This is a genomic window from Paenibacillus sp. Z3-2, assembly GCF_054161325.1.
In genome coordinates, this window is the sequence record NZ_CP096397.1 from 4,031,879 (window position 1) to 4,054,267 (window position 22,389).

Annotated in this window: 26 protein-coding genes; 1 reads left to right on the plus strand and 25 read right to left on the minus strand. The window is 45.6% G+C overall.

All coding sequences use genetic code 11. From position 1 onward, the window contains the following. Positions 1–45: 45 nt before the first annotated feature. The 22 genes from M1D71_RS18120 to M1D71_RS18225 form a co-directional block, all read right to left on the minus strand. The gene (locus M1D71_RS18120; RefSeq protein ID WP_458123095.1) at positions 46–1,032 is read right to left on the minus strand and encodes an ABC transporter permease; all 987 of its coding nucleotides are present in this window, start codon (positions 1,030–1,032) and stop codon (positions 46–48) included. Then, positions 1,029–2,546 (minus strand): sugar ABC transporter ATP-binding protein, encoded by a 1,518-nt coding sequence (locus M1D71_RS18125; RefSeq protein WP_458123096.1) that lies wholly within the window; start codon positions 2,544–2,546, stop codon positions 1,029–1,031. The genes M1D71_RS18120 and M1D71_RS18125 overlap by 4 nt, the downstream gene beginning before the upstream one ends. A gap of 113 nt (positions 2,547–2,659) precedes the next feature. After that, entirely contained in the window at positions 2,660–3,757 is a 1,098-nt protein-coding gene (locus M1D71_RS18130) for a sugar ABC transporter substrate-binding protein (RefSeq protein ID WP_458123097.1), read from the minus strand. A gap of 217 nt (positions 3,758–3,974) precedes the next feature. Further along, positions 3,975–5,453: a stage IV sporulation protein A gene (gene spoIVA / locus M1D71_RS18135; RefSeq protein ID WP_036607700.1), complete on the minus strand. Its 1,479-nt coding sequence runs from the start codon at positions 5,451–5,453 to the stop codon at positions 3,975–3,977. 458 nt (positions 5,454–5,911) lie between these two features. Beyond that, positions 5,912–6,691 (minus strand): hypothetical protein, encoded by a 780-nt coding sequence (locus tag M1D71_RS18140; RefSeq protein ID WP_458123098.1) that lies wholly within the window; start codon positions 6,689–6,691, stop codon positions 5,912–5,914. 27 nt (positions 6,692–6,718) lie between these two features. Beyond that, complete coding sequence (locus M1D71_RS18145; protein WP_458123099.1) at positions 6,719–7,069, minus strand: 2Fe-2S iron-sulfur cluster-binding protein; 351 nt, start codon at positions 7,067–7,069, stop codon at positions 6,719–6,721. Between the two features lie 17 nt (positions 7,070–7,086). Beyond that, on the minus strand, positions 7,087–7,704 hold the full coding sequence (locus M1D71_RS18150) for a hypothetical protein (RefSeq protein ID WP_458123100.1): 618 nt from the start codon (positions 7,702–7,704) through the stop codon (positions 7,087–7,089). Positions 7,705–7,787: 83 nt separating this feature from the next. Continuing rightward, positions 7,788–7,967, minus strand: coding sequence for a DUF2768 family protein (locus tag M1D71_RS18155; RefSeq protein ID WP_017687688.1), 180 nt, complete (start codon positions 7,965–7,967; stop codon positions 7,788–7,790). Positions 7,968–8,140: 173 nt separating this feature from the next. Then, a complete protein-coding gene (locus tag M1D71_RS18160) occupies positions 8,141–8,416 on the minus strand; it encodes a stage VI sporulation protein F (protein WP_145322508.1) in 276 nt (91 codons plus the stop codon). A gap of 103 nt (positions 8,417–8,519) precedes the next feature. After that, positions 8,520–9,560, minus strand: coding sequence for an NAD(P)H-dependent glycerol-3-phosphate dehydrogenase (locus tag M1D71_RS18165; RefSeq protein WP_458123101.1), 1,041 nt, complete (start codon positions 9,558–9,560; stop codon positions 8,520–8,522). Further along, complete coding sequence (gene plsY, locus M1D71_RS18170) at positions 9,553–10,176, minus strand: glycerol-3-phosphate 1-O-acyltransferase PlsY (RefSeq protein WP_458123102.1); 624 nt, start codon at positions 10,174–10,176, stop codon at positions 9,553–9,555. Before plsY ends, M1D71_RS18165 begins: the two co-directional genes overlap by 8 nt. A gap of 11 nt (positions 10,177–10,187) precedes the next feature. Beyond that, complete coding sequence (gene der, locus M1D71_RS18175) at positions 10,188–11,510, minus strand: ribosome biogenesis GTPase Der (protein WP_458123103.1); 1,323 nt, start codon at positions 11,508–11,510, stop codon at positions 10,188–10,190. Positions 11,511–11,695: 185 nt separating this feature from the next. Beyond that, positions 11,696–12,910 (minus strand): 30S ribosomal protein S1, encoded by a 1,215-nt coding sequence (rpsA, locus tag M1D71_RS18180; RefSeq protein WP_062835205.1) that lies wholly within the window; start codon positions 12,908–12,910, stop codon positions 11,696–11,698. Between the two features lie 141 nt (positions 12,911–13,051). After that, positions 13,052–13,639: a lysophospholipid acyltransferase family protein gene (locus M1D71_RS18185; protein WP_458123104.1), complete on the minus strand. Its 588-nt coding sequence runs from the start codon at positions 13,637–13,639 to the stop codon at positions 13,052–13,054. Further along, positions 13,636–14,340, minus strand: a complete 705-nt coding sequence (cmk, locus tag M1D71_RS18190; RefSeq protein ID WP_145322518.1) for a (d)CMP kinase — start codon at positions 14,338–14,340, stop codon at positions 13,636–13,638. The genes M1D71_RS18185 and cmk overlap by 4 nt, the downstream gene beginning before the upstream one ends. A 103-nt stretch (positions 14,341–14,443) precedes the next feature. Beyond that, the gene (locus M1D71_RS18195) at positions 14,444–14,668 is read right to left on the minus strand and encodes a hypothetical protein (protein WP_458123105.1); all 225 of its coding nucleotides are present in this window, start codon (positions 14,666–14,668) and stop codon (positions 14,444–14,446) included. A gap of 62 nt (positions 14,669–14,730) precedes the next feature. Continuing rightward, on the minus strand, positions 14,731–15,384 hold the full coding sequence (locus tag M1D71_RS18200; RefSeq protein ID WP_458123106.1) for a flagellar brake protein: 654 nt from the start codon (positions 15,382–15,384) through the stop codon (positions 14,731–14,733). Positions 15,385–15,533: 149 nt separating this feature from the next. Beyond that, the gene (ypeB, locus tag M1D71_RS18205; protein WP_458123107.1) at positions 15,534–16,880 is read right to left on the minus strand and encodes a germination protein YpeB; all 1,347 of its coding nucleotides are present in this window, start codon (positions 16,878–16,880) and stop codon (positions 15,534–15,536) included. 120 nt (positions 16,881–17,000) lie between these two features. After that, positions 17,001–17,171 carry a hypothetical protein gene (locus M1D71_RS18210; protein WP_186327809.1) on the minus strand — a complete coding sequence of 57 codons (171 nt, stop codon included), beginning with the start codon at positions 17,169–17,171 and terminating at the stop codon, positions 17,001–17,003. A 117-nt stretch (positions 17,172–17,288) separates the two neighbouring features. Further along, positions 17,289–17,984 carry a glutamic-type intramembrane protease PrsW gene (gene prsW / locus M1D71_RS18215; protein WP_458123108.1) on the minus strand — a complete coding sequence of 232 codons (696 nt, stop codon included), beginning with the start codon at positions 17,982–17,984 and terminating at the stop codon, positions 17,289–17,291. Between the two features lie 43 nt (positions 17,985–18,027). Then, positions 18,028–18,642 carry a genetic competence negative regulator gene (locus M1D71_RS18220; RefSeq protein WP_145322528.1) on the minus strand — a complete coding sequence of 205 codons (615 nt, stop codon included), beginning with the start codon at positions 18,640–18,642 and terminating at the stop codon, positions 18,028–18,030. Between the two features lie 187 nt (positions 18,643–18,829). After that, entirely contained in the window at positions 18,830–19,183 is a 354-nt protein-coding gene (locus tag M1D71_RS18225; protein ID WP_458123109.1) for a hypothetical protein, read from the minus strand. A gap of 94 nt (positions 19,184–19,277) precedes the next feature. On the opposite strand from M1D71_RS18225, the gene M1D71_RS18230 reads away from it, so the two are divergent. Next, positions 19,278–20,174 (plus strand): polysaccharide deacetylase family protein, encoded by an 897-nt coding sequence (locus M1D71_RS18230; protein WP_458123110.1) that lies wholly within the window; start codon positions 19,278–19,280, stop codon positions 20,172–20,174. Positions 20,175–20,219: 45 nt separating this feature from the next. Here M1D71_RS18230 and M1D71_RS18235 read toward each other — a convergent pair whose 3' ends face one another. The 3 genes from M1D71_RS18235 to M1D71_RS18245 are packed head-to-tail and all read right to left on the minus strand — an operon-like array spanning position 20,220 to position 22,089. After that, on the minus strand, positions 20,220–20,993 hold the full coding sequence (locus M1D71_RS18235; RefSeq protein WP_458123111.1) for a metallophosphoesterase: 774 nt from the start codon (positions 20,991–20,993) through the stop codon (positions 20,220–20,222). A 53-nt stretch (positions 20,994–21,046) separates the two neighbouring features. After that, positions 21,047–21,499, minus strand: a complete 453-nt coding sequence (locus tag M1D71_RS18240; protein ID WP_458123112.1) for a hypothetical protein — start codon at positions 21,497–21,499, stop codon at positions 21,047–21,049. Then, entirely contained in the window at positions 21,496–22,089 is a 594-nt protein-coding gene (locus M1D71_RS18245; protein ID WP_062835217.1) for a CPBP family intramembrane glutamic endopeptidase, read from the minus strand. The genes M1D71_RS18240 and M1D71_RS18245 overlap by 4 nt, the downstream gene beginning before the upstream one ends. Positions 22,090–22,389 lie beyond the last annotated feature (300 nt).

The window sequence follows — 22,389 nt, forward strand, 5'->3', positions numbered from 1 at the left end:
TCAGACGCCGAACAAATTTCATACTAATACAGACAGCCCACAATTTCAAGTCCGGTTGCGGTTTAAGACGTAAAATGTAACCGCCAGGGCAAGCACAAGAACCCCACCTTTTACAATATCATGCGTGAAATACTGTACGTTCATCATCGTCAAACCGTTCACAAGTACACCAATTAGAACCGAACCGATGAAGGTTCCGATGACATTCGGTTTACCCGCGCCAAACACAGAGAAACCGACAAATACAGCCGCTACGGATTCCATTAACAACGGTGATCCTGCATCAATCTGCCCGGACCCTACTTTGGAAGCATAGATGATACCACCGATTGCCGCAAACACTCCAGCGGCTACATAGGCGAGCGTACGCACCTTTTTCACCTTGATGCCGGACAGGCGCGCAGCTTCCTCATTACCACCTGTAATGTACATCTGGCGCCCATATTTCGTATACGTCAAAAAGATATGCACACCGATGACAGCTACAAGCAGTAGGATCACAGATATGGGCATACCCAGCCATTTCCCCTGCCCGATGAGCAGGAATGTCGGGTCCATCTCTCCCGCAGCTTTGCTTCCATCAGGGAACTGCATGTGATTATAAATGGTATATCCCTGTGCATACGTTTTGTGAATGCCTCCGATGATGTACATCGTGGCAAGGGTAGCCAATAGGTCCGGAATACGCAGTTTCACAATCAGCAAAGCGTTCAGTAAACCAATAACAGCTCCAATGATCAGTGGCACGATAATTACGATTGCGAGTGGTTGCTGATACCAGATCATTAATGAAGCCGTAACGACGGTTGTTAATGAGACGGTCGCCCCTACGGAGAGATCAAACCCATCCACAATGAGAGATAACGTAACACCGATCGCTACAAACGTAACGATAGAGATCGAGCCCAAAATATCAGTTAAATTACTGTACGTAAAGAAATAAGGCAATTTAATACCGAAAAATGCGATAACACCTATGATGACAATGATCGCCCCGTAACGGAACGCAAAATCCAGTGATTTATCCTTCATGATTGCACCTCTTGTCCACCGCTTGCATAGTATAGCAGCTGTTCTTGGTTAGTCTCGCCCCGCTTGAACTCTTTTACGATAACACCTTCGCACATGACGGCAATGCGGTCACCAATCCCCATGCCTTCATCCAGTTCACAAGTGAAATAGATTACGCCCTTGCCTGCCAATGCCAATTCATTGATGATGCGGAAAATGTCACTTTTCGCCCCAATATCCACGCCCTTGGTTGGCTCATCAAATATAAATACATCCGCATCCGCATTAAGCCATTTACCAATGGCTACCTTCTGCTGATTACCACCGCTTAAATACTTTACTTCCTGTTTCACTGACGATGTCTTGATTCCGAGCTGTTTCACTAATGACTCCGCATTCTGACGCTCCCGTTTGCGGCTTACAAACCCTAGTGTACTGAGGCGGCTAAGCAAAGGCAGGCTTAAATTCCGTTCCACGTTCTCCTGAATCAGAATTCCTTGTTTACGTCGCTCTTCCGGTACAGAAACAATCCCCAGAGCCGCAGCATCTGCAGGCTGAGACAGGCGGAGGTTACGGTTGTTAAGCCGGACCTCGCCTCCCTCCTGTCGATCTGCGCCAATGAGCAATCGAGAGCTTTCCGTTTTGCCGGCGCCTACCAGACCCACTACAGCGAGGACTTCACCTCGGCGTACAGACAGGTCAACACCCTTGACCTTCACTCCACGACGAAGCCCACGTGCCTCCAGTAACAGTTCTCCCACAGGTGCTTCCGTTTTCGGAAACTCTTCTTCGAATGGTTTGCCCAGCATCTGTGTTACCAAGTCGTTAATTGTCAGTCCTTTTGCTTCACCGGTAAATACATGTTGTCCATCCCTCATGACCGTAACGCGATCACAGTGACCTGTCACTTCAGCAAGGCGATGGGTAATGAAAATACAAGCTACACCCCGATCCTTCAGGAGATGAACGATTCGGAAAAATGCATCCGTTTCTTCCTGACTAAGCGGCGCTGTCGGTTCATCAAAAATGATGACCTTGGCATCCTGAATTAAAATCCTTGCCAACAGTATCATCTGTTTCTCTGCGAGCGTCAGATCGGCCACTTTTTGGTGAACAGATATGTCTGCTCCTAATTGCTGCAACGCCTCAACCGCACGCTGTTGCAGCTTTCGCGGACTTTTCCACCAACCTCCAGCAGATGTAGCCATCTGATCTAACATAATGTTCTCCGCAGCCGTCAGCTGTGGCACCAGTGCAGCATCCACTTCCTGATACACACAGTGAATCCCACTTGCCTTCGCGTCCCCCGGAGAACCCAAGTGAAGCGCTTGTCCATTCAACTGAATCGTTCCCTGATCCAATGGATAGGCACCGGACAGAATTTTCATTAACGTGCTCTTACCGGCACCATTGGCACCCAGCAACGCATGAATCTCCCCACCCTTTACAGCGAAATCCACATCCTTCAGTGCAGGAATTCCTGAAAACTGCTTGTGAATATGTTCCATTTGAAGCAGAATCGGTGCAGTGCTCATGATGTTAACCTCCAATCGTTCCCTCACGGGAGTATCCCATTTCCCATCCAGATCTCGCATATCTTCATTATGGTGGAAAAAGCGCGCCTTGCGGCGCGCTTCCCTTACGCTGCTTATTTAGCAGTAATGCCGTATTCGCTCATCCAATCCTTGATTCCTTGTGTACTGCCTCCCCAACCCTCAACGAACTCTGACAGCTCTGAAGTGGAGATTTGTTTATCTGGCAAAGCTTCACGTTGAACGTAGACCGGATTAAGCACAACTGCATCTTCCGTCTCGTCCCCGTTCAGTTTTTGATAGGCATAGCGTACTTGTACGCGACCGATATCTGTTGGATCAACCGCAGCAGAAGCTATCCAAGGATTTTTCGGGTCTTGAATCATTTGCAGATCCTCGTCACTCATATCGATACCATACACTTTTATCTCGTCACGTCCAGCTTGTTGAATCGCACGCGCTGCACCTTTGGCGAACTCATCCCATGCAGCCCATACAGCTGTAATTTCACCTTTTGGATATTGTTTGAGAATTGCTTCCATTTTGGCCTGTGTATCCAGCGCCGGGTTCTGTGCAGAACCGAATGTTGCTATCTCTTTAATGTCCGGATTAGCTTTCAGGAATTCACCGTATGCGATCTGACGACGTTCCATTGGTGCAAAACCAGCTACCCATACTTTGACGATGTTACCTTGTCCATTGATATCTTTTTTCATTTGTTCCAACGTAAGTTCAGCCATCTTCTGGTCATCCTGCGACAGGACTGTTGCTCCCGGAACACTAATGGCTGCGTCGAACACGACGACTGGAATATTCTGTTCTACTGCCTTCTTCACACCTGGCTCTAGTAGGGAATCCCCGTGATCTGTGAGAATGGCATCGAATTTCTGGTTAATTGCGCTATCGAGCAAGGATACCATCTTCGCTTTGTCATTATCGGCAACAAACGTAGTCAGTTCTCCACCGAATTTTTCGATTTCTTGTTTGACTCCTTGTACATATTGCTGCGAGAAGGTACCTGTATTAAATTCCATAATAAGTGCGATCCGTTTGCCGCTTAGAGGGCCTGTGACTGCTTCCGTTTTTGGTGTATCTTCTGATGCACCCGAAGCCGGAGTTGCTGCCGGTTCTTTTTTGATTCCGCAAGCGGACAGCGCCAATGCGAATACTAAAAACACACTCAACCATACCCATTTTGTCTCTCTTCTTTTCATCTCTGTCTCCCCCTGTCCACTCTCTGTGATCTCGATCACAATAGTTGAATATTAATATAACGGCTAATCCCTAGTATGTAAATGGGTTTTAGTAATTTAAAGCTAAAAACCGCTAAGTTTTTTCGAAAGAACTCTCCTTCCTATCCATTTCATCCAAAATTAAGAAATCACCCTAAAAAGACCGCGAGGGGATACCCCCTTACGGTCTTTTGGTATTTTACAGAATGATGGCGATCAAGCCGCCTGAACCTTCGTTAATGATTCTTCCCAGCGTCTCTTGCAATTTGTATCTTGCATTATCCGGCATCATGGCAATCTTGCCCTGAATACCTTCTCGCACAATGGAGTGCAGCGAACGACCGAACATGTCTGAATCCCATACCTTGATCGGATCGTTCTCGAAGTCCTGCATCAGGTATCTCACCAGTTCCTCACTTTGTTTCTCCGTGCCGATGATTGGAGCGAACTCCGATTCCACATCAACCCGGATCATGTGAATGGACGGTGCCGTTGCTTTCAGGCGTACGCCAAATTTGGTGCCCTGGCGAATGAGCTCAGGTTCATCCAGAGCCATCTCGGCGAGAGATGGAGCAGCAATGCCGTATCCGGTCGTTTTGACCATCTCCAGCGCTTCTGCAAAGCGGTCATATTCTCTCTTCGCATGCGAGAATTCCTGCATTAATTGCAGCAGATGATCCTTGCCTCGAATTTCAATTCCAACCACTTCTACGAGAATCTGATCATACAATTCATCCGGCGCATACAGGTCAATTTCGGCTACACCCTGCCCCATATTCATGCCACTTAGACCCGCGCGATCAATGAATTCATATTCCATGAACTGAGCCACAACCCGATCCACGTCACGAAGTCTGCGAATATCCTTTACGGTATCCCGTACGGAATTTTCGTAGTTGCTACGCAGCCAGTGAGTCTCGTTCAGTACCATAACCCAGCTCGGCAGGTTTACATTCACTTCATGCACAGGGAACTCATAGAGCACTTCACGAAGGACACCTGTCACATCATCTTCTGTCATCGTGGCTGCACTAAGTGTCATTACCGGAATGTCATATTTGGCAGCAAGCTCACTACGCAGTTGCAGGGCTTCTTCACTGCGAGGACGAGTGGAGTTGATGACCAGGACAAACGGTTTGCCCACTTCTTTCAATTCCGCAATGACTCGTTCTTCGGATTCCACATAAGAACTGCGGGCAATTTCAGCGATCGTGCCATCTGTTGTTACCACAACACCCAAAGTGGAATGCTCCTGAATAACTTTGCGAGTACCAATCTCGGCTGCTTCCTGGAACGGAATTGGCTCCTCGAACCAAGGCGTGGAGATCATGCGCGGACCATTCTCATCCTCGTATCCCTTGGCTCCTTCCACCGCATAACCTACACAATCCACAAGGCGCACATTGACATCGAGTCCTTCGGCTACCTTGATTTGAACTGCGTTATTCGGTACGAATTTGGGTTCCGTGGTCATGATGGTCTTACCTGCTGCACTCTGTGGAAGTTCATCCACCGCCCGACCACGGTCAGCCTCGTTTGTGATGTTTGGCAATACAATGGTTTCCATGAATCGTTTGATAAATGTTGATTTTCCCGTCCGGACTGCGCCGACAACCCCGAGATAAATATCCCCTCCGGTCCGCTCAGCTATGTCCTTAAAAATGTCCACTTTCTCCAATGAAATCCCCTCCCTAAATTACTCCGAAGGAAAAATGCTAAAGAGCATCCGCTTCGTTTTTTCAATCAGAAGACTGAAATCCCTGCAACGGTAGAGCCGCCTTTGTGAGTGCCCGGAAGTCGTCCGCCGCCGAACGTTGCATTCTGATGAAACCGGCGAGAGCGGCGTTAACTCGTACATGCAATTGGACTAGTATCATCTTATGTATCCGTATGCGGCAATATGACGCGTATTTTTGTTTTTTTATCTTATGGTGATGACATTAGGAGAATCCCCCGATCTCGGACTGCGCGTCTTTATTTCAATCTACTTTATGTGATCCGCGAAGCTTTTATAACTGTAATGCTTATGATTTTTAGAATAAAAAAAGAGATATCCCGTATTTGCGGAATATCTCTTCTTAAGCCATTGGATCAATGGCAGCATATACTTTTACACCACTTGAAATGCACGAATCTTTAATTGGTTGGTTGTGCAACCGGTATATTATTTTGCCATGCGTATGGAACGGATTTAACAGGAACGAAGTAGGAGTGTTCCAACAGAACATCCCGAACATCTTCAGTCTCTGCTGGAGACACATCAGACTTTTCCACCGCCTGCATAATGTCAAAAGCATAATCCACATACACATTGCCTTCCTCATCCATCATAAAAGGTAACTCCTGCCCCGAATATACACTATTCAACGTTATAGGAGGAGTACCTGCCTGTGCAGCCTGCTCCATATCCACAGCATATAGACCCGGATACAGTTCTTCCCCGCTTGGCAACTTATTGTTATGTAAGGTCTTGTATTGATTAACCATTCGTTGCACATCATTTACTTTCTGCACGGTCAGAAGATCCATCACTTTAACGGTTGGATTCACCTCTTCATCCTGAATTAGAAAGTAAGCGCTCCCACCACTTTCAAAAGCTGTTCCCGGTATTTCATCCAGATACCCCAGTTGCTTCAACTTGGGCAGATCCACTCTGAATTTTTCATATTTCGGGGTTTGCATATCTGCATTGATGATTGGCAAAATACCCTCATCTTGCTGGAATGTTTCGACCGCATTCTGGATACGGCTCACACTTTCCCGATAAGCTATTTTAGGATCCGTAGTGCTCTGGGATGGATACATGCAACCACTTGCTGTAAAAGCAAACAACAGGAGTAACAGCAGCCCCCCAATCTGATGCATAAGACGCTGCCGTCCGCTTCCTTCTACACATTTTGGCTTGTTCCTGATCATCCGTATCCTCCTTGAATAACTCTTATCTCAGAACCAGTCGTCTTCCTGTTGTTGACGTTCCAATTGTTTTCGAATGGCTGCCTTCAGAGGGTCCTCAGGAACATGAACCGATAGAGATCCACACACCTTGGCCTGACAAGACAGTCGTGTACCTGCTTCCAACAGTGAACCCAGCTTACGTTTTTCTGCATCTGTTGGTGGATACAGTTCCGCCCGATGTTCTTCGTCCACGTTCACTTTGCACATCAGGCAAGCGGCTTTACCATCGCATCGGGTCGTAATCTTGACTCCAGCACGCCTTGCCGCATTCAGAAGTGTTGCCCCTGGTTTGAGCGCTATCGATTTATTCATGGGTAAAAAAGTAATCTTATAGTCCATCATTTTCCTCCCTCAACCTACTGTGTCCATGCAAAGCCAACAAGATTTTCCACTTCTGCTCTGAAGCGGCTTGTCCATACATTCTGTTGACTTAACCGTGTCATTATAGGTTGATGTACATGTGGTTCCTGACGCATCTGTCTCGCAATGGGTACATAACGATCTTCACGACCCCGTAGCAGATTAAACAACAATTCATGGGCAAGCGGCATCAGGCGCAGGTTATACGAACCCACCTGTGCTACTGGCGCATGTGGAGCAAGTACATGTTCAATCTCGATGCGATACCAACTTTTGCGAGCCCAAATTTCGAAACCACCAACCAGTTCCAGCGCACATGCTCCAACCTGATAGTGACTCAGCAGGGAAGCATAAGGTCCTGTCTTATCCACAGCAGGCTCGTCTAGCATTTCCCCCGGAGCAATACGGTGAAGTTCCTTTGCTGCAGCAACATCCGCATAGATATCAATATCTCTGGGAGCCTGTTGCAACTCCACCCCCTGAAGCAGCAACCCGCAGCTTCCTCCAAGCAACCATGTATGTGGCTGAGTGTTCCAGGCTTTGGCCGTTTCCAGCAAAGCCGCGTGTAATTCCGGATAACGCTCTGTCCGACCCTCCGTGTCATGCGGCCTCATTGGCTCACACTCCCCTCATCCGTGTTCATTGTGTCAGTTCTTATGATGTGCTTATGCGGATGTGATCCTTCAGGCGTAGGAAATCAGGTCAGAGAAGCGATTCCGCCGAAAAAGCCAATCAGCATAATTAAAAATGCAATCAAGGAAAGAATCCCCCGTACAATGCCTTTTGTTTTGGCACGAGCAAACGTAATCAGGAATACAGATAATCCCATAATGAGGATAGCGACCAATGACAGCCACATCTTGTCCATTGCGCTCATAATCCAGCAGTCTCCCCTTTAGTCCGATATTCATCACTGACACTGTGACAATTGCAACTATTATAACACGAAATTCAGCTTAACTTTCCAAAAAAAAGACAAAAAAGCAAGCCGGCAGAAGCCGACTCGTCTTTTTGTCTTACTCGATCACCTGCACAAGCAGGCGTGATCTATTATTTTTTCATCATCATTTTCATTAACGACTCCATACTGTTTGGATTCAGTCCGCTTTTCTTGACCGCACTCACAATATCCTTAACCGTATCCTCAGATACCGGAACTTTCGCCATGGCGGATACTTGTTTGATCAATTGGCGCAACTGAGCTTCATTCTGAATCGTCGTTGGTTTCACCGTGCTTGCCAATTTCTTGACGGCACCTTCAGTTATCGTTTTACCCGTTTTTTTGTTGATTGCATTCAGCGCATCTTTGGAAATGTTGTTACCCATTCGTCTCCCCTCCTCCGGCAATACTCATGTGTATAGTATGAGTCCGCTACAGAAAAGGTGAATAAGCTCCTTATTTCACAAGATACGTTTAGGCTGATAACAATCAGGAATGCCACTGCTCCCAGGTTTCAAGCTTCATGACTTCCATTTCGGTCTTCGGGTCACGTCCCATCAAGGCTTCAACCGCATCACGCGGCTGCCTCTTTTGGAATAAAACATGATACAACTGATCTGCAATCGGCATTTGCACACCGTATTTTTGAGAGATGAAATAGGCAGCCTGTGTAGTTCGAATGCCTTCCACCACCATGCCCATGGACTTCAGGACATCATCGAGCTTCTGTCCCTGACCCAACATGGAACCCGCTCTCCAGTTACGGCTGTGCTGACTTGTAGCCGTTACAACCAGATCCCCGATTCCGGCAAGTCCTGAAAACGTTAAAGGATTTGCCCCCATCTCCACACCAATACGTGTGATTTCCGCCAGACCACGGGTCAACAACGCCGCTTTGGCATTATCACCGAATTGAAGACCATCGGACATGCCTGCACCAAGAGCAATGATATTCTTGAATGCGCCTGCCAGTTCAACACCGAGCATGTCACGATTGGTGTAAACACGGAAATAAGCATTCATAAACAAAGCTTGGGCCGCCTCGGCAGATGTCTTATCAAGTGAAGCCACAACCACTGTCGTAGGGCAACGCTTCACCACTTCTTCGGCATGGCTTGGGCCAGAAAGCACAACTACACGTCCTTCTTCGCATTCCAGCTCTTCTGAAATGACTGTGGACATCCGTTTCAGGCTTTCTGTCTCAAAACCTTTAGTTGCATGAATGATTAACATCTCAGGCTTATAATAAGCCTTAAGCTGGTTCGAAACTGCACGCATGGCTGAAGAAGGCGCAACAATCAACACAGCTATTGCACCTTCTACCGCAGCTTCCATATCAGTTGTTGCCTGAATCCGAGGTGAAAGCTCCGCATCCGGAAGATAGCGAGTATTGGTGTGCTTGCTATTGATTTCCGTCGTTTGATCTTCACCACGAGTCCACATCATCACATCTAATTGATTAGCAGCTAGCACACTGGCCAGAGCCGTTCCCCAGCTCCCAGCGACTAGAACAGCAACTTTTTTAGACAACTCGTTTACCCCCTCCAGGGTTTTTCGATCCCAATTTATTTTCCTGTCCTTTGGCGAGCTTCGCAATATTGGTACGATGTCTCCAGAACGCAAACAGACAAATAATTAGACTCCCCCAGAAGATATTCATTGAATATCCGGGTAATACCAAGATAAAGATGGGCGTAAATGCCACAAAAATCAGAGACCCCAATGAAACATATCGTGTCAATACAATGGACAGAATGGCGATCACCCCAGCACATAACGCAGGCAGGAAAGCAAGACTTACCAGAACACCAATGGCCGTGGCAATCCCTTTTCCTCCACGAAAATGGAAGTAAATCGGCCAGTTATGTCCTGCAATGGCTGCTATACCACTGAGTGCAGGAATCCAGGCAGAACCGTCGCTCAGCCAGCTTCCAATCCATACAGCTGCCACACCCTTCATTACATCAAGTAGCAGAACAGCAATTGCTGGTCCTTTACCCAATATACGTAATGTATTGGTAGCTCCTGCGTTTCCGCTTCCGTGCTGACGAATATCGATCCCCCGAATCGCTTTTGCAAGGAGGACACTAAAGCTGATCGAACCGAGCAGATAACTCAGTACAATCGCTGCGATTTGTAAAATCACACACTTCTCCCCTAACTTTCGTCGGACTTCCTCCGAGTAAATATGCGAATTGGTGTTCCTTCGAAATCAAACGCTGCACGGATTTTATTCTCCAGATAGCGCTCATATGAGAAGTGCATCAACTCAGGGTCATTCACAAATATAACCATGGTTGGCGGTTTAACAGCAACCTGCGTTACATAGTTAATTCTCATTCTCCGTCCTTTGTCGGTTGGAGGAGGGTTAATTGCAACCGCATCAGAAACTACATCGTTAAGTAGATGTGTTTGCACACGTAACGAGTGTTGCTCTGCTACCCGTTGCACAACCGGCAACAATTTTTGTAAGCGTTGTTTTGTCAGGGCTGACAAAAATACGACTGGAGCATAAGTCATAAACAGGAAGTGATCCCGAATATTTTTCTCAAACTCTTTCATCGTCTTGTCATGCTTCTCAACCACGTCCCATTTGTTCACGACAAACAAAGACGCTTTGCCAGCTTCGAATGCATATCCTGCAATATGCTTGTCCTGTTCAATAATGCCTTCTTCACCATTAATGACAATCAGAACAACATCTGCACGCTCAATCGCACGCATAGCACGCATTACACTGTATTTCTCAGTTGTTTCATATACTTTACCACGCTTACGCATACCTGCTGTATCAATCAGCACGTAACGTTGGCCGTCTTTTTCAAAAGGGGTATCAATTGCATCACGGGTTGTTCCAGCCACGTCACTTACAATGACACGCTCTTCACCAAGGATAGCGTTCACCAGTGAAGATTTACCCACATTAGGACGTCCGATCAGAGCTACACGAATGACATCTTCGTCGTAAGTCTCTTCCTCAAGTTCTGGCAACTTCTCCACAATCGCATCAAGCAAATCACCTACACCTGTACCGTGACTTCCGGATACGCCGATGGGATCACCGAAGCCGAAACCATAAAACTCATAAATGAGCTCACTTCGTCCGATATTATCCACTTTGTTAACGGCTACAACAATAGGCTTGCCTGAACGGTACAGCATCTCTGCGACCTCTTCATCCGATTGTGTAATACCTGCTTTTGCATCACACATGAATACAATAACATCAGCTTCTTCAATGGCGAGCTCTGCTTGCATCCGGATTGATTTTAAGATGACATCCTCACCATCAATTTCGATACCACCTGTATCAATAATACTGAATGGTTTACCGTTCCATTCACCGATTCCGTATATGCGGTCACGGGTAATGCCCGGCTTGTCTTCCACAATGGCCAGTCTGTCGCCGATGATTCGATTGAAAATGGTGGATTTACCCACGTTCGGTCGTCCGACAATTGCCACAACGGGTCTTGCCATACATTCCACTCCTCCTGTCCATACTTACGATACTCATCATAGCAAAAAAGAAATGTCTTGGCTAACGTTTCATGCCAATACACTCGCAATAAAAACAATCGGCGAACCCGCCTAGGGCTCGCCGATCTTGCTTTTGTTATTCAGCAAAATATGCAGTATATAACTAAGAACCATGCATTGTTAACTTATTTGAATTTGCTGAGTTTGTCACCAAACAGTTCGCCAAGAGTAGTGCTCATACCTTGATTGTTCAAGGAAACGTTTGGATTGTTGATTTCTTCGCGTGGAGCGTTGTTTCTTGCAGGTCTTTCTGATTTTTGTGGTTGAGCTGGAGCTTCTTCTGTTTCTTTGATGCTCAAGCTTACACGTTGCTCAGAAGGGTTCATGTCCAAGATTTTAACTTGAACTTCCTGTCCTTCTTTCAGCACTTCATGAGGAGTACCGATGTGTTTGTGGGAGATTTGCGAAATATGCACAAGTCCCTCAACCCCAGGAGCGATTTCAACAAATGCACCGAAGTCTACCAGACGTTTTACAACACCTGTTACGATATCGCTGGAATTGAATTTTTCGCTTGCTGTTTCCCATGGACCTGGTTGAACAGCTTTCATGCTCAGGCTGATTTTGCCTTTTTCGGGATCAACTTTCAGCACTTTCACACTAACTTTATCGCCTTCAGACAGAACGTCGGATGGTTTTTCAACGTGTGTCCAAGCCAGCTCGGATACGTGAACCAAACCGTCAACTCCGCCCACATCAACGAATGCGCCGAATTGAGTCAAACGTTGTACTGTACCTTCGATCACTTGACCTTCTTGCAAACCAGCCATTACTGTAGCTTTATTTGCTTCGAATTCTTGCTCCAGTACGTCTTTTTGGGAAAGGATCACTTTGTTGTTCTCACGGTCGATCTCTTTCACTTTAACACGCAGTGTGCGTCCTTTGTAGTCGCTGAAGTCTTCAACGAAATGGCGCTCAACCATGGAAGCCGGGATAAATCCACGTACGCCCACGTCTGCAACCAGACCGCCTTTAACAACATCACCTACAACAACTTCGAATACGTCTTGGTCTTCAAAATGCTTTTGCAATTGATCCCATGCGTTTTCGCTGTCGATTGCACGTTTGGACAGAACGAGTTTTTCTTTCTCGTCGTCGATGCTAAGAACTTTAGCTTCAACTTCTTGTCCAACTTCTACTGCATCAGACGCGCTGTCCACATGCAATGAAGACAGTTCACGAATTGGAATGACACCGTCATATTTATATCCAATGCTCACATAGGCTTGGTTATCTTCCAATTTGACGATGGTTCCTTTTACGGTATCTCCTTTTTTCAAGGAAACGAATTGATCCAACTCATCTTGGGTTGCTTCTTGATTTTTCATTTCTTCCGACATGTCAAATACCCTCCTCAATTCAAAAACCCCATTATATTCAAACCTGCCTGTAGCAGAGTTCAAAACACTTTCATCACTGAGTACTCAAGCTTAGTCTCCCTCAAAAATATGGAAACATGCACTCAGCTATCGACGAAGCCGTTACTTGCTCGGCACGCCCGTTTGGACCATTTCGTTAATCTTGGACATAATTTTCTCAGTCGCTTTCTCCAGAGCTTCTCCGGATGGGTCTTCCCTGAACTCGTCCAAACTTACCGGTGCTCCATATACAACTTTCATCTTACGAAAAACCTTGTAGTTACCGATAATAGCAGTAGGAATAACTGTAGCTCCACTACGGAGAGCAAAACTCGCTGCCCCTTTTTTGCCGATGCCTCCGTCATTCTGACGGCTTCCTGAAGGGAAGATTCCAAGCACTCCACCATCACGCAAAATATTGAGTGAGGTCTTGATGGATTCCTTGCTGACACCTCCACGTTTAACGGGGAAAGCGCCCACGGCTTTAATGATGCGGCCGAGTACCGGAATATCAAACAGCTCGCTTTTGGCCATGAAACGCACCTGACGGCGAATTTTGATACCCACGGTTGGAGGATCGAAGTTACTGATATGATTGGAACATAAAAGTACGCCGCCATCTTTCGGAATATTCTCCCGTCCGACGGCCTCCAAGCGGAAAAGAATGGTGTAAATGATCCGCAGTAATGTGCTGCAAAATGTGTAAATCATAGACCGATCTCTCCTCTGACCATTGTGCAATAAGATACGATTTTGTCAACCACTTCATGGATGTTCATCTCAGTTGTATCAAGAACGATTGCATCCTCAGCACAACGAAGCGGGGAAATTTCCCGATTCTCATCCAATTTGTCACGGGTGGCAATGTCTCGCTCCAGTTGTTGCAACGTCAGTCCTTCAGAGGGGTCCAGTTCTTTGAAGCGGCGAAGCGCACGCTCTTCCACACTGGCAGTCATAAAGATTTTCACTTCCGCATCGGGCAATACTGTCGTTCCGATATCGCGTCCATCCATGACGACGCCCTTGCGCAAAGCCATTTGCCGCTGAGTATCCACTAATTGCGTACGCAGCCCCTCGATTTGCGCATATCGGGACACGATTCCCGTCACTTCACGGGAGCGGATTTCCGAGGTTACTTCTTCCCCATTACAGAACACTTTCTGTCCGTCGGGATCCGGTTGTAAATCAATGACCAGCTTTTGGGCTTCCTGAAGTACCTGTGTCACATCTTCCGGTGTAATTCCTTTCCGAAGCATATGCAAGGTTACCGCACGGTACATTGCGCCTGTATCGACGTATACATACGCGAGCGCTTCTGCAACCAATCGGGCCACCGTGCTTTTCCCGGCACCGGCAGGTCCGTCAATTGCAACGTTCATTTTCCCGTTCTCTGATGTGTTCTGGCTTGCCAACGGGGCATTCCTCCTCAAACGATAAACCTCAATAAAAAAACAGGCATTGCCTGCATCGTGAAAATTATACCACACTCTACACATGGATGCAAAAACAGACAAATCAATGATGTTCGTATTCATTCACCGTTTGCACACGAATTGGCGTTCCCTCCAGGCGATCAATGGTGGTCATAATTTTTTTAAAGCCAGGTACGAGCAGCAGCAATTGATACACCATAAGAAGGATTAGAAGGATTGTGATCATAATCATCACCCTTCTTTCCATTCGCCTGGAGAAGACATAATAGAGGCGTTCATATCTGCGGTTTGCATGACGATGACTCATGACATATCCTCCGTTTTTTTCATTACGGTATCCACAGCGCCCTCCTTTTATGCCACAAATTACTATTTTGTACGATAATCCAATTGACGCTCAAAACAGAACTTGATAATTTTCTGGCGTTCCGAGTCTGAGATCTGCACAAATTTTAGCATGCACAACAGTCTGCCTGTTTCCAGTGTTTTGATCCGCACCACTTCAGCCTCAAAATTCACATGTTCAATTGTTGAATTACGGTATGGAACAAGCAGCCAGCATTTCAATTTTTGTCCTTCAGCTATTGAAAATCCTGTTTCGCCATAGATGGACAATCCACCGCCACCGATATCTTCAGTCAACCCTACGGCACGGGTCAGGTCTTCGCTTTGAATGGCCATTTCAAGGTTTGCATGAACACGAAGAAAGCTGCGGCGTTGTATTTTCGATATATCGTCTGGAAGAGGTTTACGGATACGGACAAGACGGACCACCTCTTCTTCAAATCCGGTGACATAGGTATTAAAATAATGCCGGACTCCCTCTTCCGTAATATATGAAATGGACAATTCCTCGCCGAAAAAGAGCCTTTTAAGACGGCTGCTTCCCTGTTGCATCGGGACCTCAATCAGAAAACCGTTGTCATCCATATCTGCAATGCGTGATTTGTACTCTTTGTTTTCCTCATTTTCATCTGCGGAAGCAATATGGATGTATAGAACTTCATTTATTTTAGGAAACAATTGGTTCACCGCCACTTTATGTATTTATCTTTGTATGTACAAGGACTATTATACCATGACCTTTCTCACATTGAACTAGAAAAAAACAGACCACAACGTGGTCTGCCTTGTTTGTTTGAACACCTTAACATTCGGCTATCTAAAGCTGTTTATGAGGTTGCGTTGACTGGTTTGATCTCCTCAACGGCTTCTTCCATCCCCGTATTCGCATTAATGTATATCCGGTAACGGGAACCGTTAATTCTCCCTCCAAATTCATAGCACAATACCTCTTTGCTGTAATCATTTTCAATCAGTGATTTACGAACATAATTCTCTTCGAACTCGGAATTAAGTTTTTGACGAGCCTGTTGCTCCGTAAGAGTTGCTTTCGGAACTTTGCGCTTGTCATTATGTTCGTAGACAAAGTCACTCGCCTGGAAGCCGGTTACTTCCCCTGTATCCAATCCAACTCGAACTGACATTTTCTCGGGATAAATCAAGGTGTCCCCTTGCTTGCGCACATAAGTAAGGTTACCCAAATTACCATATTCATCGTAATTTACGGCCTTCATATCTTTGTAGCCTTTATTCGTTAGAAATTGATCTGCTTTTGCCATGGCATCCTGACGAGATACTTTTTTAGTTCCAACCGGACGTGTATCACTGTAAGAGATAAGCATCCCCCCATTACGGGTGAAATCCATCATCAGTTTACCATTGTTGCCATGATTGACTGTCGCAGTATACGATTCCCAGTCCGTTCCTTTACCGTTCTCTTGCACTTGGATTTTGCTTCTGTCTGCATCAGAGAATTTCGCAGCTTTGCTCTGAATCTGTTCTTTGGTCATCGGCAGACCATCCAGTTTCTTTACCGAGCGTTTGGCGTAGATATTCGATATAGAAGGCCCCCAATCAAGCTCCGGGTACTCCTGTACCTTTTTATTCACGGCACGGAATCCATCTACAATCGAGTTATCCATTGTTTGTTCTTCCGTTGCCATAACAGTCTCTGCATCCATCCAGCGCAAACGGTCCGTAAGGACTTTCTGCTGCACATCCTGCAAATTCTTGGTAATCTCCGATGAATTCTGATACAGCTTTTTCAGGTTCCCCATTTCCTTCTCACTTAACGGTTCGTTCGTCAAATCACGCATTGACGCCCGATAGGCAAAGTTCGAAATCCGCGAGAGAAACTCCTCTGTCTCGTTAAATGGCAACATGGTGAGTGGCAGTTGGTTGATCTCATTTTGCGCTTCACTGGTGAGTCGCCATACATTCATCAGACCTTTACGATGCATCCCCTGTGACGTGGAGTGAACCGCCAAGGTGTTGCCAATCTCGGAATGCAATTTATCCATATGAAAAGATAAATCGTGAAAGGCACGTTGGTATTGATTCTCTGCCTTGATCAGTATTGCATTCTTTTCCTGATTCTCCTGATAGCCCCACACGAGTGCACCGGCCAACAGTACCGCAAATATCGGAAACATGACTGAACTTAAACGTTTATACATCCGTAGAGTCTCCTTTCTTCTAAACCACTACCTCTATTGTGGATCGAAGAAAGATCTCTTATGCATGCGATTTCCAGTCCTTACACAAGCAGGCTGCTAATGTAGCGTTGTAGATTTCCTTTAATTCAGCTGAAGCCCAGTAGCCATGCCTTCTTCTTCGATTTCGAATTGATCCCTGTTATCACAGAGACACTGCTTGAATCCCGTCTCGATCCGCCCACGTTCTTTCTTGCCTCGCAATGTAAAACGTTCACCGCATTGTTTGCATCTGATTTTAATTTTAATTCTCATCACAGTCGATCCCCGTTTCTGTTGGTCATTCCCCGGGAGTTTATCCGAAAAAAAATAAAAACACACCGGGGCAGCAGGCGCAATATGCGCTTTATGTCCACCAGTGTGTCCGTATTTTTATAATTTAACCTCTTCCTCCCGCTTCACAAAACGAAACGGAGAACGGTTATTGGCTCGTGTGATTTTACCCATTGCCCCATACCACAAGCCCGCCATTAGTGGCGCTATAAACCATAACCAATGATTCACCATGGTGTTCATGATGACGTCGTACAGTGCATGCCAGAAAAAAGGTAACGCGAGTGAAAGAACCAGGTACCACCGCTTTTTCTTGCCTCCGATAAACTTGGCCTTGCCCATGTAATAACCCATAATCACCGCAAACATTGCATGCCCTGAAACAGGGAGCAGTGCTCGAAGAAACATGGCTGAGACGGATGCATTCCCCGCAAAGGCATACAACACATTCTCTACTGTGGCAAACCCAAGTGAAACAGCGACTGCATATAAGATTCCATCATATGGCTCATCAAATTCGGTGTGATTATAGATGATATGATAAAGCACGAACCATTTAACAAACTCTTCCACGCCACCCGAGATCATAATAGCCTCAAGATAAGGATTATCCCCGAGCCACATCATCATGCCACGCTGAATAATCATCACAGGCAGTACCATCAGAATCCCCATGAGGAAAACCCGCAATACCATATGAAGTGGCTCATAATCATAACGGTCTTTCAGGTAAAAGTATGTTAACAAGGCGAGACCCGGGGCAACTGCTGCCGCTAAGACCGAAAACAAAAGCACCGAAATTCCCTCCTCTGACTAAAGACGCGATTACAACTAGAGATTAATCCTGACGTTTGAAGTGGGTGCAGATAACCTCAATCGCTTGTGCAGGAATAACAACTTTACCGTACTCTTCCATAACTGCCGGAGTAACTGAAGAACCTTCACCAAATTCAGCAAGCAAGGCAATCAATGCCGCATGTTTGGTGGAATCCACCTCATCTGGTTCCAAATGCAAGAACCACTTGTCTTTATACGAATAAAGTCTCCCAGCATCCGTAACATGCTGACGCAACATATGTGCAGCTTCAATGAGCACTTCAAAGTCCTTGAACGCATAAACGATGGAATCGCTTTGCTCGAGTGTAACTTCCATTTCATATACTTCTTCAGGAAGATCATCTTCATGACCTGAACCATATTGTTGCGGATCATATTTTCCACGTGTGACAATGACAACCATACCTTGAGCGGGAAGTGCGAATACTTCGACAGCAAGTGGACCTGTGGCATCAAATCCAAGTTCGGAATAGGCCTGATCCATCATTTCAGTGAACAGTTCATGAACCTTAGGTATTTCCTGCCACATATCTTCTTTTTGTATTCCGCGCTCGCTCAGATCGTCAAAGGTCAGGAAAATCCGTATCTTATCGTGACTTAGTCGTTCTATTTTCATACAGGATCTCCCCTTTATAAGCAAGTCTTATAACAGATTATGAAGCACAAAACAATATGTGCTGAAAATAAATCTATGTAGTTATGTTATCATTTTATACCTCTAAATGCACGAAGTAAAATCGACAAAAAAAGAATCATTCCACAGCAGATCCAGACTGTGGATGATTCTAATTGGTGGTTTTGGTTTATAAACCCGGTACTGTTGTGTTTGTTTGATTTAAAATCTGCTCAACTTCATGCTTCACATCCGGATTAGTGCGAATAAAATCCTTGAGCATGCTCATATTCGCTTCTTTTTCCTGCGTAGTGATTGTACTTGCCTTTTTTACTGCTGGGGTTTTATGAGATTCGCCATGTTGATTTTGCTTGCTGGTGAACCCATCCATACCCGGGAAAGTCATCTCCATCATCTTATGTTTTGCCTGATCCATCATATTTCGTGATGAACCCGAAGACAGCATGGGCAACTTGCCTTTGGTCAACCAAGAACTGGCTGCAACGCCAATTGCAATTCCCCAAAAAAAGGATGACGCCTTCATTACACCAACCTCCTTTAAGTGTTAAAATCACATGTAGTGTTTGCGGGAGCGAGCGATCTCATTCCGTATAAATACAGGAAAGCGAGTTGAAATCATGTTCAGACATACCGCCGCTTTGATTATTGCTGCAAGTTTACTGCTTTCAGCCTGTGGGACGGTGGAAGAAAAAGCATCAAAAAATTCCACACCAGCGGGCGAACCCACGACCACGATTCAAGAAGAACAAAGTGGTCCCAACTTAAGTGAAACAAGAGAGTCTGAAACTGCTGAAACCGAGCCTTCAACGGACGAGTCAACTGTAACAGAAGAAGAATCTGTACCTTCCGAGCAAGCTCCAGCAGAAGAAAAAGTGGAACAGACGTATCATATGAATTCAAATTATTATATTAAACCGAATGATGACACAAGCCCAAGCAAAGTGGTTTTGTTAACTTTTGATGATGGACCCAAAGAAGAAAAGATGATTAATTCACTAATCGACACTTTAGATAAACACGACGCCAAAGCGATATTTTTCGTCAATGGAAATCGGGTAAAAAGTCATCCTGAATTGCTCAAGCTCATCCATGAACGAGGTCAGATTGTAGGCAATCATGCTTGGGATCATGAAGATCTCAAAAAAATGTCCAGCGCTGAAGCAGCCAAGCAGGTTACGGATGTCCAAAAAATTGTGAAGGATACCATTGGTGAGGAACCGCAGTTTTTCCGTCCCCCTTTTGGATCGGGTAATGATCCACTGAAGGCTGCTGTGAAGAAAAATGGCATGTTATATATGACATGGTCTAATGGTTCCCTCGATTGGGATAAAAGCACCAAAGACAAACCGGAGAAAGTCATTCAAAATGTACTGGAACAGTTAAATCCAGGAAGTAATATTTTGATGCATGAATTGCCATGGACGGTTGAAGCATTGGATGAGTTGTTGACCAAGCTCGAACAAAAAGGCTATTCTTTTGTAGATCCGCGTGCGATCGAACTGGAAGCTCGTTAAATCGACATTTCTCGCCTCAAAATGAAACAGCCTTGATCCAATGGATCAAGGCTGTTTCTCTGTGAGTGCTTTTTCCGTGGGCACTCTTAATGTGATGAGATGCATCTCTGCAGGACACCCTAGTCGAAGGGGGAGATGATTCGTACCATATCCTCTGCTGACAAGCATTTTACCTTCTTGATGAACGTCCTCTGAATTGCGCTTCAGGGAGTACCATCCATTCGATATGGGACGATACGCCTTGCTCAGAAACACAGGGCCGAAAAATGGTAACACCAATTGTCCGCCATGTGTATGGCCACTCAAGATAAGATCTGCATTCTGCTCCAATCGAAGGGCTTGCAAAGGATCATGAACGATTGCAATTTTACAATACTTATCATCGATTTGCTCCAGCAATATATCTCCCTGTTTGGAACGATAGTCTACACCGATCAGTCCCAATCTTTCGTTGCCCCTTCGCAGATAAACCGCGTTATCCTGAAGGAGCTGAACGCCCGATTCCCGAAGGATTCGGGCAAGTTGAGCTGTACCGGCTCTCTTGTCATGATTGCCATATACCGTAAAAGAGGGAGCAATGTTTGATAAGAGTTTCATATTATGTCTAACGACAGACCATGAGATCTCTTTTTCTGCAACGTCACCACCGATCAGTACCCAGTCGACCTGCTTTTCAAGGTTTTCAAAATCCTTCACCTTCAGCTTGCGCTTGTGAGTGTCGGATAGATAAAGAATCACAGTCCCGTCAAAGGTTGTTGGCAGATGAGGCACTTCAACCTCTTCTTCGATCATTTGATGAATATGGGCTTCACGCCACATATGAAGGAGTAATAAACCTCCTATCAGTATGAGTGAACCTGCGAATAATAGCATTACCACGGCAAAGGTAGAAAGGTATTCAGAGGAGGCGCTCCCTCAACCCCCCACCAGACCAGGCTAATCGTTAGCATGACAAAAATAAAAATGAGTGAATTTACAAACCTCTTGCTTAATTTCAACCGCCTAGAAGGATGTAATTCTGTTCGTGTTGGAAGCGAGCCTGCTTCGGGAATCGATTCTTCGGTTGATTTTGGTGTTTTTTTGGAACGTGCCGGGGCCCTCTGAGGAAGTACTGGACTTTCCAGCGTTTCTTTATAAGGCTTGCGCTGTGATCTAGGTATGGAAACGGAAGTTATTGGTGTAATTCCCCCAACCTCTGCAGCGGCTGCCGTCTCGGCAACCAAGCTGACTCGAGAAGCTACCTGACGCTCGGATGTCTCTTTTTTATCCGATTGACGATTGCGCTGACTGCCATATGTCTTCATTCTACTTAATGGCTGATTCATGATCCCCTCCGAAAACGTATCGCTAATCCGGACACCAAATCAATAATAAAGTGACACAATATAGGCGCCCATAACGTGCCGGATTGCATGTAAATCCAACCTAATCCATAACTTGAGACAAACACCCACCCTGTTGGAATCCAGTGACGCAAATAACGAATGTGGATAACTGCAAATAAAATACTCGTCCAATATGGACCGATAGCATGTTGAATGGCTCCGCGGAATAATAATTCCTCACACACCGCAACAATGGCTGCTATACATACAATGTGCCAGATTGGACGCCCACGAAACAGCATCTCGTTAATTCCACCGTCATCCATGCTTTCCTGAGGTATAACATACGACAGTACCAAGTCCATAACAAGCATGACACCAGCAAGACCGAGACCCCACCATATGAATTGGTAATTGTCAGGCCATGCGAGTACATCTAACAAGTTTCTTTTTTGCAATAAGATCCATACAACTCCGATTATCAGTGTCAGACCTTGTGTAAAATATAGATTGATTAAAAGCAATCGCTCGGTAAGCTGCTGTGGCTCAGCCTTCTGAATCTTGAACTTGGGAAACTTGAATTTTTTCATCGGATGCGTCTGTCCTCTTGAGTTAAATTTGATGGATAACCGTTACGTTGTCCAATCGGATAGTATACTAAATGATAGCCAAAAAACCAAATAGGTTCAAGGCCTGCCCGAAGTCCCGGTTTTTTGTCAATCCCATTACTTCATTAAAGCGGTAAAATCCGGTTCGTCAAACAGCATATATTCCATCTCGTTGTGGTATGTGTAGTAACTAATGTATAGCTTATGATGACTTTGTTTACGATTGAATGGAAAGACATCTGCAAAGTAATTTAAAACATTTAAGCCTATTGACATGCTCAT

Bases quoted from the DNA above. Each gene is read 5' to 3' on its own strand.
- M1D71_RS18245 (WP_062835217.1), bottom strand. From the start codon at position 22,089: ATGAAAAAATTCAAGTTTCCCAAGTTCAAGATTCAGAAGGCTGAGCCA.
- M1D71_RS18220 (WP_145322528.1), bottom strand. From the start codon at position 18,642: ATGAAAATAGAACGACTAAGTCACGATAAGATACGGATTTTCCTGACC.
- M1D71_RS18210 (WP_186327809.1), bottom strand. From the start codon at position 17,171: ATGAGAATTAAAATTAAAATCAGATGCAAACAATGCGGTGAACGTTTT.
- rpsA (WP_062835205.1), bottom strand. From the start codon at position 12,910: ATGTCGGAAGAAATGAAAAATCAAGAAGCAACCCAAGATGAGTTGGAT.
- M1D71_RS18225 (WP_458123109.1), bottom strand. From the start codon at position 19,183: ATGAAGGCGTCATCCTTTTTTTGGGGAATTGCAATTGGCGTTGCAGCC.
- M1D71_RS18120 (WP_458123095.1), bottom strand. From the start codon at position 1,032: ATGAAGGATAAATCACTGGATTTTGCGTTCCGTTACGGGGCGATCATT.
- M1D71_RS18150 (WP_458123100.1), bottom strand. From the start codon at position 7,704: ATGAGGCCGCATGACACGGAGGGTCGGACAGAGCGTTATCCGGAATTA.
- M1D71_RS18195 (WP_458123105.1), bottom strand. From the start codon at position 14,668: ATGAGTCATCGTCATGCAAACCGCAGATATGAACGCCTCTATTATGTC.
- ypeB (WP_458123107.1), bottom strand. From the start codon at position 16,880: ATGTATAAACGTTTAAGTTCAGTCATGTTTCCGATATTTGCGGTACTG.
- M1D71_RS18125 (WP_458123096.1), bottom strand. From the start codon at position 2,546: ATGAGCACTGCACCGATTCTGCTTCAAATGGAACATATTCACAAGCAG.
- M1D71_RS18230 (WP_458123110.1), top strand. From the start codon at position 19,278: ATGTTCAGACATACCGCCGCTTTGATTATTGCTGCAAGTTTACTGCTT.
- M1D71_RS18240 (WP_458123112.1), bottom strand. From the start codon at position 21,499: ATGAATCAGCCATTAAGTAGAATGAAGACATATGGCAGTCAGCGCAAT.
- M1D71_RS18155 (WP_017687688.1), bottom strand. From the start codon at position 7,967: ATGAGCGCAATGGACAAGATGTGGCTGTCATTGGTCGCTATCCTCATT.
- M1D71_RS18145 (WP_458123099.1), bottom strand. From the start codon at position 7,069: ATGGACTATAAGATTACTTTTTTACCCATGAATAAATCGATAGCGCTC.
- M1D71_RS18130 (WP_458123097.1), bottom strand. From the start codon at position 3,757: ATGAAAAGAAGAGAGACAAAATGGGTATGGTTGAGTGTGTTTTTAGTA.
- der (WP_458123103.1), bottom strand. From the start codon at position 11,510: ATGGCAAGACCCGTTGTGGCAATTGTCGGACGACCGAACGTGGGTAAA.
- M1D71_RS18160 (WP_145322508.1), bottom strand. From the start codon at position 8,416: ATGGGTAACAACATTTCCAAAGATGCGCTGAATGCAATCAACAAAAAA.
- M1D71_RS18185 (WP_458123104.1), bottom strand. From the start codon at position 13,639: ATGATTTACACATTTTGCAGCACATTACTGCGGATCATTTACACCATT.
- M1D71_RS18235 (WP_458123111.1), bottom strand. From the start codon at position 20,993: ATGTGGCGTGAAGCCCATATTCATCAAATGATCGAAGAAGAGGTTGAA.
- M1D71_RS18140 (WP_458123098.1), bottom strand. From the start codon at position 6,691: ATGATCAGGAACAAGCCAAAATGTGTAGAAGGAAGCGGACGGCAGCGT.